Raw genomic sequence first — 12,087 nt, 5'->3', positions numbered from 1 at the left:
CACTATGGATAAGACCTACCCTTCCGCCACGGCGGCCGTGGCCGACATCCCCGACGGGGCCTCACTCGCTGTCGGCGGGTTCGGCCTGGTCGGGGTGCCGATCGTGCTCATTCGTGCCTTGCTTGCTCTGGGAAGTACGAACCTGCGCGTGGCGTCGAATAATTGTGGCGTTGACGGGTGGGGGCTGGGTGAGTTGCTGCGTGAGGGCCGCATCAGTCGGGTGATTGCGTCGTACATCGGTGAGAACAAGGACTTCGCACGCCGTTATCTCGGTGGTGAGCTCGAGGTTGAGCTGACCCCGCAGGGCACGCTGGCTGAGCGGTTGCGGGCGGGCGGTACCGGAATTCCGGCGTTCTTCACCGCGAGCGGTGTGGGCACCATGGTCGCCGACGGTGGACTGCCGTGGCGTTACGGCCCCGATGGTGAGGTGACCGTGTCGTCGCCACCGAAGGAGACCCGGCTGTTTTCGTCACTCGGAAGCGAGAAGGAGTACGTGCTCGAAGAGGCCATCGTCACCGACTATGCCCTGGTGCGCGCCGCCAAGGGCGACCGACACGGCAACCTGGTGTTCGAGAAATCGGCCCGCAACTTCAATCCGGTGGCTGGCATGGCCGGCCGCATCACGATCGCTGAGGTCGACGAACTGGTCGAGCCCGGGCAGATTGACCCAGACGAGGTTCACCTCGCCGGCATCTATGTGAACCGCATCGTGCAGCTCGGCGCGGTCGACGCCGCCGACCTGCCGATCGAGAAGACCACGACGCGGCCGCGGCCGGCAACGTCGGAAGGAACGAACTGATGGCCCTCTCCCGCAACGAGATGGCGGCACGTGCCGCCCAGGAACTCGCCCCCGATTCCTATGTCAATCTGGGAATAGGTCTGCCAACGCTCATTCCGAATTTTCTGCCCGAAGGGGTGCACGTGGTGCTGCACTCCGAAAACGGTGTGCTCGGCGTCGGCCCCTACCCGTGGGAGGGCGAAGCCGACCCCAAGCTGATCAACGCCGGCAAGGAGACCGTCACCGTCAACCCGGGCGCCGCCTACTTCGACTCGGCGCAGAGTTTCGGCATGATTCGCGGCGGCCTGATCGACGTGGCCGTGCTCGGCGCCATGCAGGTCAGCGTGGTCGGCGACATCGCCAACTGGGCTGTGCCCGGCAAGATGATCAAGGGCATGGGCGGCGCCATGGATCTGGTGCACGGCGCCGACACCGTCATCGTCGTGATGGAACACGTCACCAAGACCGGTGACTTCAAGATCAAGAAGGTTTGTGACTTGCCGCTGACGGGCAAGGCCGTTGTCACTCGCATCATCACCGACCTCGCCGTGATCGACGTCACCCCCGACGGCCTCGTGCTGCGCGAGGTCGCGCCCGGCGTCACCGTCGACGAGGTTCAGGCCGGCACCGAGGCGACCCTGCTCGTACCATCGGCGCCGACCACGATCACGACGCTGATCGGGGCCAGCGAATGAGTGAGCTGCGTGAGGTCGTCATTTGCGAACCGCTGCGCACCCCGATCGGTCGGTTCGGTGGCGCCTTCAAGACCGTAGCGCCGGCCGACCTCGCGGCCGCGGTCATCCGTGCTTTGATCGAACGCACTGGTCTTGATGGTGCACTGGTCGACGACGTCATCTTCGGCCAGGCCTACCCGTCGGCGGAGGCCGCGCCGGTCGCCCGGGTCGCGGCACTAAACGCCGGGTTGCCCGTCACGGTCGGCGGTGTGCAGGTCGATCGCCGCTGCGGTAGTGGCTTGCAGGCCATCCTCGACGCGGCGATGCAGGTTCAGACCGGGGTGAGCGACCTGCTCATTGCCGGCGGTGTCGACGTGATGAGCCAGGCCCCGCTGTACACGGTCGATTCCCGCTGGGGCCTCGCCGGAACCACCGGTGTGCTGCTGCGCGACGCCCTCGGCCGCGGGCGTGAAACGGCCGGCGGACGCCACTACCCGGTGCCAGGAGGCATGCTCGAAACCGCCGAGAACCTGCGCCGCGACTACGGGATCGATCGTGTCGAACAAGACGAACTCGCCGTGGAGTCCCAGCGCCGCGCCCTCGCCGCCGTCGCCGACGACCGCTTTCTCGACGAGATCGTGCCGGTCACCGTGCCCGGTCGCAAGGGCGCCGTCGTGGTTTCCGTCGATGAGACTCCCCGCGAGACCTCCCTCGAAGCCCTCGCCAGCCTTAAGCCCATTATGGGCAAAGCGGATGCCGCCGCGACCGTCACCGCGGGCAACGCGAGCGGTCAGAACGACGCGGCCGCCGCCTGCATCGTCACCACCCCGGAACGTGCCGCCGAGCTCGGTCTGACCCCGATCGTGCGCCTCAAATCCTGGGCCCGCGCGGGAGTCGAGCCCTCACGGATGGGCCTCGGTCCGGTGCCGGCTACGAAGCTCGCGCTTGCGCGTGCCGGGCTCACCCTCGCCGACATCGATCTCATTGAACTCAACGAGGCGTTCGCCGCGCAGGTGCTCGCCGTCAGCCGGGAGTGGAACTTCACCCCCGAAGACTGGGCCCGCACCAACGTCAACGGCTCCGGCATCAGCCTCGGCCACCCGGTCGGCGCCACCGGTGCCCGCATCCTCGCGACCGCCAGCCGCCACCTGCAGCGCACCGAGGGCCGCTACCTCCTCGAAACCATGTGCATCGGAGGTGGCCAGGGTCTGGCGGCCATCTTCGAGCGCGCCTAGCAGGATCCGCTCGGTTGAGGTGTGAGTTTGAGCCCGAAATTTGCTCGAAATGGCGCCAGACTCACACCTCGGCGAACGGATGGCTACGAGCGTGCGCCGCGGGCAGCCAACGCAGCGCGCACTCGGCGTAGGAGCTCCTGCCCGCCGTATGTGAGGTCGTCGTCGGTAATGCGCACCATGCGCCAGTTCTGGTCTTCGACCCGCTCGCGTCGGGTGATGTCTTTACGGAATTGCTTTCGGTCTGTGCGGTGGCCGTCGCCCTCATACTCGACGCAGACCCGAAAGCGCGGCCAGGCCAGGTCGACGCGGGCCACGAAATGGCCGTCGGAGTCCCGAATAACAAAATTGGCGACGGGTTCTGGAATGCCGTCATCCAGGATAAACAGGCGTGTCCTGGTCTCCTGCGGCGAATCGACCGCGGCGCGTGCGAGAATCGCGGCTTCCCGCAGGGCGCGGCATCCGCGTCGTCCGGTGAGTTCCGCCGTGACCGCACACAACTCGTCAGGCGTGTGCATCGGATCTCGACCCCCGCAGAGAAAATCCGCAGCCGCGACGAGTTCGACTCGTCTGAGCATCGGGGCGACATCGATCCAGGTGTGATGCGGCGACGTCACGCGAAGGTCCCCGACCCGGCGGATGTCGAGCACGTCGCGCTTATGCCCGACGATGCCCAGCATCTGCGGAGCCCGGGTACCGGCCGGCACGCTGACGTGCAGGTGCCGGTCTGTTTCGAGCCGATGAGGCAACCACATACCCTGAACGACGCCCGCGGTCGTGTGGCTGAAAGCGTGAGCCGCGGGCATCCGCTCAGAATAGGCCTTCGCCAGCTCAATAACGGATGCCGCCCGCGTTTCGTCAGCGCGCAGGCGGCGATAGGACAAGGTGGCACGATCCTGAGATGTGGACATGCCGGGATCATGCAGCGAATCGGGATCGCGCATATTTGTTATCCACAGGCAGCCCTCATTCGTTCCCGAGGTGTGAGTTTGCAACCGTTGTCGGCCAAATTCGGGGTAGGTCTCACACCTCGGCGAACGAAGCTTCAGACTGACCCCACATCCAAATTGATGTAGCCCAAATACCCCGTGGACGTCGCCGACCCCGCCGTTCATCCCCGGGCACGAAGGCATCGGCGAAGGCGTCACCGAGATCAAGGTGGGCGACCGCGTGGGCAACGCCTCGCTGTGGAGCGCCTGCGGCACCTGCCAGTATTGCCGCACCGGCTGGGAAACTCTCTGCGAAGCGCAGATCAATGGCGGCTACAGCGTCGACGGGTCCTTCGGCGAGTACATGATCGTCGACACCAAGTTCGCCGTGCCGCTGCCCAAGGACGCCGACCCGGTCGACATCGCGCCCAACCTCTGCGCCGGCGTCACCGTCTACAAGGGCTTGAAGATGACCGAGGCCAACGCCGGCCAGTGGGTTGTCGTGTCCGGCGACGGCGGACTCGGCCACACCGCCGTGCACCCGGCCAGGCCATCGGCATGACCTGCCGCGGCGGCACCATCGTCTTCAACGGCCTCCCGGCCGGCGACGTCCCCGCGCCGATTTTCGACATGGTGCTCAAGGGCCTGACCATTATCGACGGCCGCGTCGCCATCCAGTACTAACGCACTACCCAAGCGGATGCTGCGGGTCGCCGCGTGAGGCGACCCGCAGCATCCGCTGTCTCACGCCCCTGCCTGGCACCGAGCCACTATTGGAACGCGGAGATGCCGGTGATCGCGCGGCCGACCACCAGGGTGTTGATCTCGTAGCTGCCCTCGTAGGTGTAGAGCGCTTCGGCGTCGGCGAAGATGCGGGCCATGCCAAAGTCGGTGGAGATACCGTTGCCGCCGAGCACCGAACGGCCCAGCGCCACGGATTCCCGCATGCGGGCGCTTGACGAGGCCTTGGCCATCGCCGCGTGCTCGGGCCGCAGCGTTCCCGCCTGCTGCAGCTGGGCGATGCGCACCATCGTGCCGAGCGAGGTCGTCGCGTTCTCGAGCATGCGCACGAGTTTCTCCTGCACCAGCTGAAACGACGCGATCGGTTTGTTGAATTGTTGGCGTTCGAGGGCGTAGCGCAGGGCACAATCGTAGGCGGCGAATTGCAGTCCGACGGTCTGCCAGCCCACCCAGACCCTGGAGTTGGTGAGCAGCCGGTTGGTGTCGCGAAAGCTCGTGGCTCCGGGCAGCCGGTCGCGTTCGGCGACCACGACGTTCTCGAGGGTGATCGTGGCGTTCTGCACGATGCGCAGGGCGATCTTGTTCTCAATCTTTTCGGCCGTGAACCCGGCCAGGGCTGAGCTGACGATGAATCCCTTGATTTGGTCGTCTGCGGTGTCGCGCGCCCAGATCAGCACGTTGGCGGCGAAGGTTCCGCTGCCGATCCAGCGCTTGACGCCGTTCAGGGTCCAGGAGTCGCCGGTGCGGGTGGCGGTCGTCTCCATGTTGCGGGAGACGTCGGAGCCGTGCTCGGGTTCGGTGAGCGCGAACGCACCGATCTTGCGCAGGGAGATGGCGTCGGCCAGGTAGCGTTCGCGCTGGTCGTCGGTGCCGAGCTGGGCGATGGCCGCAGCGAACAGGCCGCTGTGCACGCCGACGAAGGTCGAGATCGAGGCATCCACTCGGGAGAGTTCGAGGGTCATGAATCCGTGCAGCAGGAAATTGTTGCCGCGAGCGCATAGCTCGACGAGGTTGAGGGCGGTGAGCACCGGGATGATCTCAAATGGAAAAGTCTCGTTGTTCCAATGCTCGGCCACGACGGGGCGCACCTCGCGCTCGAACACCGCGCGGGCTTCGGCCACGAGCTGCTGCTCCTCGGGGGTGAGCAGGTCGTGGTAGGAGAAAAAATCGGCGGTGGGGCCGGTGTAGAACTCATCCGCTTCGGTGCTCACGACGGGGGTGTTGTCAACGACGATGCTCATGACGATGGTCCTCTCTGACCGGGTACCCCTAAATTCTGCGTCAATGAGTGGAATTGCGCAATCTCTCGCCTTGAGACCGTACATAATGCGCAGGACTCTGGGCGTGGAGCCCGCCAGATCGCCCTCTCTGCGCGACGGGGGCAGCCCTCAAATAGTAGGCGGGAGGATTGAGCGGATGCGCCTGTCGGTGGTGGTGTCTAGCGTGGAAGAAAACAGGGGAGGTATCAGTGGCTGACGGTAGTGCGACGGGCACGAGCATCCGGTTTCGCTGCGGGCACGGCGCGTCGCTCGACACGGCGCGCATCACCCTGCAGCGACCCTGCCCGCTCTGCATGCTGCTGGTCGAAACCAAGCGCGACCGCCGCCAGCTGTTGGCGAAGGTCGCGCCGGCCGAGCGGGCGGCGCTCGCCCAGGAGACCCGGATCGGTGCTGAGTTTGAATGGATCTGCGTGCGCGGGCACTCGCGCTTCACCGCGAGCGTGCGCGAGGTGCTGACCGGCGTCGGCTGTCCGAAGTGCTTCAAAAACGCGCAGGCGCCGGCTGCTCGGTTCGAGGGCGGAGTGCCGTTCATGAAACCAGCCCTTCGGCTGGGCACCTCGCAGACCGAACAGCGGCTGCGGGTGCTGCTGGGCGAACGCATCCGCTTGCCGCATCGGGTGAACGCGATCAAAATCAGCCGCACATTCTTCGGCAAGCCCGAAGTCTGGCCCGACATCATCATTCCCGGCCTGATGGTGGCCATTGAATACGACGATCCGGGGCGGGACGGGCTCTCCCACCGCGGGCTGAAGGAGGCTAGTGATCGGGAGAAGGATGCGGCGTTGAACGAGGTCGGCTGGGAGGTCATTCGGGTGCGCGCCGGCGGACTCGACGAGCTCGGTCCGTACAGCATCGTCTGCCCGGCGCTGTCGGTCGGCGTCGTTGATCGCATCCTGGAAGTGCTCGTGCAGATTCGCGGCGTCGAGGCGGTCGATCGGCTGCGCGTGAGCCCCGACGCCTCGTAGCGGTTGTGGGGTTGCGGGCGAACGGTCAGCGCGAGGCGGAGGTGTTCATGGTCAACACGTCGGTGCCGTCCAGGTCGTGCAGGCCCAGGGTCACGGTCACGACACCGAGCGTGCCGAGTGAACTCACATGGGTGCCGCCGCAGGGGATGCGCACGCTCGTTCCGGGCAGCTCGCAAACCCAGTAGCGGCGGTCGGTCAACCGGTCGCCGCCGCGGTCGACGCGCACCGCGGCATCCGTTTCGGTCCAGGTAGCGAGGGTCGCGTTGACGGTCGTTTCGATCGCGGCGAGCGCCTCGGCCAGGCCCTCGACCGTGAAGCCCTTCTTGCGCAGCGACTTGCCGAGTCGGTAGGTGTCGACGGAGGCGTTTGGCCCGATCAGTGACTCGTCGATGGCGAGGCCGTCGAAGTCGGGGTGGCCGAGGCCGTCGGGGCGCACCTCTTTCTTCCAGCGGACGGCGAGGGCGGCGTTGAGCGCGAGGGAGGCGAGGTGGCAGCTGGTGTGTCCGGCGCTTGTGGAATCGCGCAGGCCCTCGTCGACCTCGACGGTCACGGTATCGCCGGCGGACAGCCCGGCCGCATCGACCACGTGCACCACGACGAAGGCCCAGCCTGGCGTTCCCTTGGCCACCGGAATGTCGCCTCCGATGTACAACGCCAAGCCGTCGGTGGCTCCCACGATGCAGTCCTCGACCGGCCAGAAGGCGGCGCCGTGGTGCAGCAGCGCCAGGTCGGGTCCCTGGTCGGGCCAGCCCGCATCGACCGGATGCACGCAGGTCGCGTCGAGCAGCACGGCCGAGCGCCCGTCACTCAGCGGCTCGGAGTGCAGCACCCTCGCCTGCGTATCGACGGCGCCGCTCGGGTAGAGCACACGGGTGTCTTCGGTGGGCAGGGTCATGGCTGGTCCTTTCGATGCTGCCGGCGGCGGCAAAACGGATGCTGACGGCCAGGCGATGCGCCGGACCTCGTTGAGAAGGTGCACCGGCCAGGCCGTGGGGCTCGACGTATGAAAAAAGGGTGCCGCCACGATCGTGGCGGCACCCCGTGCGCTGGTTGGAACCTAGCTCTTGCGGGCCCGTGAAGCGGTCTCTTCAGACTTCGCCTTCTTGTCGGCCCTCTTTTCCTTGAGGGACTTGTCGGCAACCTTCTTGGTCGCATCCTTTTTCGGTGATTTGTCAGCCATTGTGTACTCCTTCGCGCCGAGCCGTGGGGCCCCGTCACCTTGAGAATACGCGGGTTTGTCGCAAACGTCATCTTGCGCGACCGACCGGGCTGACCGACCCGCCAACCCGGTGGGAGCCCTGTGCACGGCTGCCGGTGTGCCGTATGCTGTCGCTGCAATGAACCCCTCACCCGTTGAAAGGTCACCGTCATGAGCCATAGCGCCACCTACCGGGCAGTACTCTTTGGACCGAACCCGATCGCCGCCGGAACCGAGGTGGAGCTGGAATACGTCGACGGCGAATACCAGGACGTGATCGTGCTCGAGGCCGTCGAAGACACCGAGACGATCAGCCGCACCTACAAGCGCGGTAGCGAGACCGAAGAGCCCATCCCCTACCGGTTCGTCGAGGAGGACGTGGCCGAGGACGAGGGCGAGGCCGACGTTCCCAACTGACGCGCGGGGCGGCATCTGTTTTTCAGCGGATGCCGCCACCTCGCAGATTCGCCGGGGACTAGATACGTTTGGTGGCGTCGCGGCCCAACCGCACCGGCAACGCCATGAGCGGTCCGATGAAGCGGCGCTGGAGGCGGCGGGCCGGTCCCCAGACGATCTGCACGACGTACTGCGACAGCAGGGCGCCAGCCGCGAGGGCCATCGCGATGCCTGCCGCGGTGAGCAGCGAGAGCAGCCCGTTGATGTCGCCCTCCGTGAGTTTGAGCAGCCCGCGAAACAGGGTGAGCCCAGGAACGAGCGGCACCAGGGCCGTCACCATGATCACGAGCGGGGGAGTGCGCACCATGCGTGCGGCGACCGCCGCGAGCAGGCCGACGCCGAGGGCGCTCGCGGCCGACGCCCAGACCAGGCCGAACCCTCCGGCCATCGCGGCGACGAACAGAAACTCGGCGAGAGCGCCGAGTATACAGACCACCCAAACGGCGCGCCACGGCACCTGCACGGCGAGTGCGAAACCGATCACGATCACCACGGCCGCCGCGAGCAGCACCGGCAGCACGGCGAGCGTCACGATCGGGTTCGCATCGATCTCGAGTATGAGGCCGAATCGCGCCAAAAACAGCGCGGAGCCGGACACTCCGCTGACCAGGCCCGCCGTGATCAGCAGTGCTTCCACCAGCCGGGCGGTGCCGGTGAGGTAGAACCCCGACAACGTGTCATGCACGGCGCCGAAGGTGGTGACACCGGCGAGGAGCATGATGATGGTCGCCACGATCACCAGCGATGGGTTCGCGGTGGGATCGATCATCCCGACGATCGCGGCGACGATCGGGCCGATCGCGCCGCCGACGACGGTCTGATAGAACAACGGAACCTGACGGTGATCGAGCACTGAGGTGATCCAGTCGATGATCCAGGTCGCGATGAATGCGGCGATGATCACCGTCGGTCCGGCCCCGATCAGCACGGCGGCGCCCATTCCGACCAGGCTCCAGCCGATGCGCCGCCACTGCCGGGGGACCTGCGGCTTGGAACTGACGATGGTCGCCAGAATCTTGCGCGCGTCGTTCACCTCAATCGGCTTCTCGATAATGTCCGCAATCAGCTCCGAGGTGGCCGTGAGCTTGGAGTAGTCGAGCGTGCGGTACTTCACGTTGCGGCTGCGAATGATCGACTCGTGCGTCACCGCGTCTTCCTGCGTGAGCGTGATCGTCGTGTGGGTGATGTTGGCGTCGGTGCCCTTGAGTCCGTAGGCGCGGGTGAGCGCAATCATGGCGGCGGTCGCGTCTTCCGCGCCGGCGCCGGCGGTGAAGATGACCTCGGCGAGGCGCATCGTGAGGTCAAGAACAGACCGGGTGTAGCCGGAATGGTCGAGGGTGATGGCGGTGGTCTTGCTGAAACTCATGAGCTGTGCACGTCCAGGGGGCCCAAAACGGATGCCGCGGCGGTCGCGTGTGCGGAATCCGCGTCGGAGGGGTGGAAGAAACCCGCGAGCACGTCGCGGTAGAGCCGTGCCAGTTCGGACGTCGCGCTGTAGGCGGAACCGCCGGCCACCTGCACGGCCGTGTCGACGACGAACTTGGCGTTCTGTGTTGCCCGGTATTTGAGCCCGGACAGCTGGGCGAACCAGGCCGGTCCAACCGTGAATGAACGTTCGTCGACCGCGCGCGCGAGGGCGTCGATCTGCGGGTAGATGCCGTCCATCGCGATGACGAGGTTGCCCACCCGCCAGCGCGCCACCGGATCCTGGGCGTGTGTGCGACCGCCGTTCTTCAGGGAGGTGCGCCGGTTCGCGCCCTCGACAGCGAGTTCGAGCGCCCGCTGGCCGATACCGGTGTAGACGGCGCTGAGCAAAATCTCAAAGTTGGCGAAGATTCCGGCCACGAGCGGGTCGCCGTTCGGGCCGACCGGCAGCCGCCGCACGATCCGGTCGGGGCGGGCCAGCGCGCCATTGAGCAGGGTGCTCTGGCTCTGGCTGGCGCGCATGCCGAGGGTGTTCCAGTCCTCCATCACACGGATGCCGGCATCCGTCCTCTCGAGGAAAGCCCAGACGATCGCGGGATCGTCCGGGTCGGAGGAGTCGAGGCCGAGGGTTCCCAGGCGGGTCCAGGCAGGGGAGAGCGAGGTAAAAACCTTGGTGCCGGTGAACCGATAGCCGCCGCCGGGCGCGGGGCTGGCATCCGTTTGCGAGCCGAACAACACCAGGTCGTTGCCGGGTTCGCTCACGCCGAAAGCAAAGATTTCGCCGCGGCCGGCCTCCTCGAGCAGAAAATCGAGCGAGTGATCATTTTGAGCGGCGAGGCTTGCGGCGACGGCGGTCCAGATCAGGTGCATGTTCACCGCGAGGGCGGTGGCCGGAGCGTGCGCGGCGAGCCGAGTCTGTTCACGCACGGTCTGCGCCAGGGTGCGGCCGAGTCCACCGAACCGAGCCGGCACCAGGGCTCGCAGGTAGCCGGCGGCGACGAGCTCGGCCAGGTCGTCGGCGAAGAACGCGTTGGCCCGGTCATATCCCGCGGCTCGGGAGCGGATGCCGTCCAGCAGCTGCGCAGAAAGCAGCGGCTCGTTTTGGTCGGTGTCGGGTACGAAAACGGGCGCTGCCGGACGTGCTTCGGGCAGGGCTATAGCAGGGAGAAACTCGGTCACACTGATAAGCCTATGCAGCCTTACGACGCCGCGCGAACAGCCGCACGAGGAGAAGCACAATTGCCCCGAAAATCGCCAGGACAACCAGCCAGGGCAGGGCCACTCCGAGGCCGATCAGCAGGCCGCCGAGGGCGGTCACCAGCGCCGTCCAGCCGGCGATAATACCGGTCCAGAAATTGTCGGGGCCGCCGGAGGCGACGGTGCCCTCCGAGACCAGTTCGAGCTGCACGGTGGAGTAGTCGATCTGGTCGGCAAGAAAGTCGCGCTGGGACTGCAGGCTTTCCAGCTCGCCCTGCCGGCTCGACAGGGCACTTTCAATGCTGATCAGGTCGGCCGTCGTGGTGGCCGATGCCATCAGGGCGAGCAACCGGTCGACCGAGGTGGTCAGGGCGGTGATACGAGCGTCGAGGTCCTGGCTCTGCTGCGTGACATCCTGGGCGGTGAGTGAGACGAAGTTGACCCGGCCGAGTTTCTTGAGTTCGACGAGGGTACGGTCGAGTTCATCGGACGGAATGCGCAGGGTGAGGGTCGCGCTCGCCGGCTGAATATCGGTGGCCGGGTTTTCGCTGCGGCTGTCGACCCGGCCGCCGGCCTGTTCGGTGATGGTGCGGGCCGCTTCGCTCGCTTCGACCGGGTCGGTGGCTGTGATCGACACGGATCCGGTGGTGATGACATCGCGGTTGGCAGTGTTGACGTCGCCGGTGGTGCCGGTGACCGGGCTGTCGGGGGCGCCCTCGGCCGGAACGACACCGTCCGACACGCTTCCTCCGGACGAGTCGGTGCCCACGGAAGCGCCATTCGCCGTGCACCCCGCCAACAGCACGGTCGTCAGAAGCACCGCGATCACACCCCAAGTTCGTCTCATGCCTCACTGTATGGGCGTGCCGACGGCACACGCTGGAGGCAGTCTGGGAGTCGGATCACAATTAGGACTCGGCGTCTGCCCCCGAAGTAAGGTCGGGGAGTCGGCGGTTCAGCCCGACTGCAGATCACGATCAGGAGGACAACATGGGATTCGTAGACGATGCCAAGGATGCGCTCGATGCGACCGGCAAGAAGATCGGCCGGACGGTGGACGACGCCAAGGACCGCATCGAAGACCGGGTCGACGAGGCCAAGGCCGACGCCAAGGTGAAGAAGGCCGAGGGTGAGGTCAAGCACGCCGAAGCCGAGCGCAATGCCACCGAGGCCAAGAATGACTTCAAAGCCACCCTGCGCGACGATAATTAG

Annotated in this window: 13 protein-coding genes and 1 pseudogene; 7 read left to right on the top strand and 7 right to left on the bottom strand. The window is 66.3% G+C overall.

What is annotated here, in order from left to right:
* The first annotated feature begins 4 nt into the window (after window positions 1-4).
* The 3 genes from QMK31_RS08305 to QMK31_RS08295 are packed head-to-tail and all read left to right on the top strand — an operon-like array spanning window position 5 to window position 2,687.
* Window positions 5-799 carry a CoA transferase subunit A gene (locus QMK31_RS08305; protein ID WP_283500479.1) on the top strand — a complete coding sequence of 265 codons (795 nt, stop codon included), beginning with the start codon at window positions 5-7 and terminating at the stop codon, window positions 797-799.
* Window positions 799-1,473: a 3-oxoacid CoA-transferase subunit B gene (locus QMK31_RS08300; protein WP_283500478.1), complete on the top strand. Its 675-nt coding sequence runs from the start codon at window positions 799-801 to the stop codon at window positions 1,471-1,473. The genes QMK31_RS08305 and QMK31_RS08300 overlap by 1 nt, the downstream gene beginning before the upstream one ends.
* Window positions 1,470-2,687, top strand: a complete 1,218-nt coding sequence (locus QMK31_RS08295) for an acetyl-CoA C-acetyltransferase (protein ID WP_283500477.1) — start codon at window positions 1,470-1,472, stop codon at window positions 2,685-2,687. The genes QMK31_RS08300 and QMK31_RS08295 overlap by 4 nt, the downstream gene beginning before the upstream one ends.
* An 83-nt stretch (window positions 2,688-2,770) precedes the next feature.
* Here QMK31_RS08295 and QMK31_RS08290 read toward each other — a convergent pair whose 3' ends face one another.
* A complete protein-coding gene (locus QMK31_RS08290) occupies window positions 2,771-3,595 on the bottom strand; it encodes a putative endonuclease domain-containing protein (RefSeq protein WP_283500476.1) in 825 nt (274 codons plus the stop codon).
* Between the two features lie 187 nt (window positions 3,596-3,782).
* Here QMK31_RS08290 and QMK31_RS08285 point away from each other — a divergent pair.
* A pseudogene (locus QMK31_RS08285) lies at window positions 3,783-4,267 on the top strand (alcohol dehydrogenase catalytic domain-containing protein); the annotation flags it as partial.
* Window positions 4,268-4,383: 116 nt separating this feature from the next.
* Here QMK31_RS08285 and QMK31_RS08280 read toward each other — a convergent pair.
* Entirely contained in the window at window positions 4,384-5,595 is a 1,212-nt protein-coding gene (locus QMK31_RS08280) for an acyl-CoA dehydrogenase family protein (protein WP_283500475.1), read from the bottom strand.
* A 227-nt stretch (window positions 5,596-5,822) separates the two neighbouring features.
* Here QMK31_RS08280 and QMK31_RS08275 point away from each other — a divergent pair, with 227 nt between their 5' ends.
* Complete coding sequence (locus tag QMK31_RS08275; protein ID WP_283500474.1) at window positions 5,823-6,599, top strand: putative endonuclease domain-containing protein; 777 nt, start codon at window positions 5,823-5,825, stop codon at window positions 6,597-6,599.
* A 25-nt stretch (window positions 6,600-6,624) separates the two neighbouring features.
* On the opposite strand, the gene QMK31_RS08270 is transcribed toward QMK31_RS08275, so the two are convergent.
* Window positions 6,625-7,494, bottom strand: a complete 870-nt coding sequence (locus QMK31_RS08270; protein ID WP_283500473.1) for a metal-dependent hydrolase — start codon at window positions 7,492-7,494, stop codon at window positions 6,625-6,627.
* Window positions 7,495-7,656: 162 nt separating this feature from the next.
* Window positions 7,657-7,779, bottom strand: a complete 123-nt coding sequence (locus tag QMK31_RS08265) for a hypothetical protein (RefSeq protein WP_255408738.1) — start codon at window positions 7,777-7,779, stop codon at window positions 7,657-7,659.
* A 189-nt stretch (window positions 7,780-7,968) separates the two neighbouring features.
* On the opposite strand from QMK31_RS08265, the gene QMK31_RS08260 reads away from it, so the two are divergent.
* Complete coding sequence (locus QMK31_RS08260) at window positions 7,969-8,214, top strand: hypothetical protein (protein ID WP_283500472.1); 246 nt, start codon at window positions 7,969-7,971, stop codon at window positions 8,212-8,214.
* A 58-nt stretch (window positions 8,215-8,272) separates the two neighbouring features.
* Here QMK31_RS08260 and QMK31_RS08255 read toward each other — a convergent pair whose 3' ends face one another.
* The 3 genes from QMK31_RS08255 to QMK31_RS08245 form a co-directional block, all read right to left on the bottom strand.
* Window positions 8,273-9,619, bottom strand: a complete 1,347-nt coding sequence (locus tag QMK31_RS08255; RefSeq protein WP_283500471.1) for a threonine/serine exporter family protein — start codon at window positions 9,617-9,619, stop codon at window positions 8,273-8,275.
* Window positions 9,616-10,770 carry an acyl-CoA dehydrogenase family protein gene (locus tag QMK31_RS08250; protein WP_283500652.1) on the bottom strand — a complete coding sequence of 385 codons (1,155 nt, stop codon included), beginning with the start codon at window positions 10,768-10,770 and terminating at the stop codon, window positions 9,616-9,618. The genes QMK31_RS08255 and QMK31_RS08250 overlap by 4 nt, the downstream gene beginning before the upstream one ends.
* Window positions 10,771-10,867: 97 nt before the next feature.
* Window positions 10,868-11,722 (bottom strand): DUF4349 domain-containing protein, encoded by an 855-nt coding sequence (locus QMK31_RS08245; protein ID WP_283500470.1) that lies wholly within the window; start codon window positions 11,720-11,722, stop codon window positions 10,868-10,870.
* A gap of 143 nt (window positions 11,723-11,865) precedes the next feature.
* Here QMK31_RS08245 and QMK31_RS08240 point away from each other — a divergent pair, with 143 nt between their 5' ends.
* Complete coding sequence (locus QMK31_RS08240) at window positions 11,866-12,087, top strand: hypothetical protein (protein WP_283500469.1); 222 nt, start codon at window positions 11,866-11,868, stop codon at window positions 12,085-12,087.

Origin of the sequence: Cryobacterium sp. PH31-O1 (assembly GCF_030063455.1) — a bacterium.
Taxonomy (GTDB): Bacteria; Actinomycetota; Actinomycetes; order Actinomycetales; family Microbacteriaceae; genus Cryobacterium.
Note: the sequence above shows the minus strand (reverse complement) of the source record. Positions and strands in the feature narration are given on the sequence as shown.

Coding starts and splice junctions, on each gene's coding strand:
- QMK31_RS08255 (WP_283500471.1), bottom strand. CDS start 9,619: ATGAGTTTCAGCAAGACCACCGCCATCACCCTCGACCATTCCGGCTAC.
- QMK31_RS08280 (WP_283500475.1), bottom strand. CDS start 5,595: ATGAGCATCGTCGTTGACAACACCCCCGTCGTGAGCACCGAAGCGGAT.
- QMK31_RS08290 (WP_283500476.1), bottom strand. CDS start 3,595: ATGTCCACATCTCAGGATCGTGCCACCTTGTCCTATCGCCGCCTGCGC.
- QMK31_RS08305 (WP_283500479.1), top strand. CDS start 5: ATGGATAAGACCTACCCTTCCGCCACGGCGGCCGTGGCCGACATCCCC.
- QMK31_RS08240 (WP_283500469.1), top strand. CDS start 11,866: ATGGGATTCGTAGACGATGCCAAGGATGCGCTCGATGCGACCGGCAAG.
- QMK31_RS08300 (WP_283500478.1), top strand. CDS start 799: ATGGCCCTCTCCCGCAACGAGATGGCGGCACGTGCCGCCCAGGAACTC.
- QMK31_RS08270 (WP_283500473.1), bottom strand. CDS start 7,494: ATGACCCTGCCCACCGAAGACACCCGTGTGCTCTACCCGAGCGGCGCC.
- QMK31_RS08260 (WP_283500472.1), top strand. CDS start 7,969: ATGAGCCATAGCGCCACCTACCGGGCAGTACTCTTTGGACCGAACCCG.
- QMK31_RS08245 (WP_283500470.1), bottom strand. CDS start 11,722: ATGAGACGAACTTGGGGTGTGATCGCGGTGCTTCTGACGACCGTGCTG.
- QMK31_RS08295 (WP_283500477.1), top strand. CDS start 1,470: ATGAGTGAGCTGCGTGAGGTCGTCATTTGCGAACCGCTGCGCACCCCG.
- QMK31_RS08265 (WP_255408738.1), bottom strand. CDS start 7,779: ATGGCTGACAAATCACCGAAAAAGGATGCGACCAAGAAGGTTGCCGAC.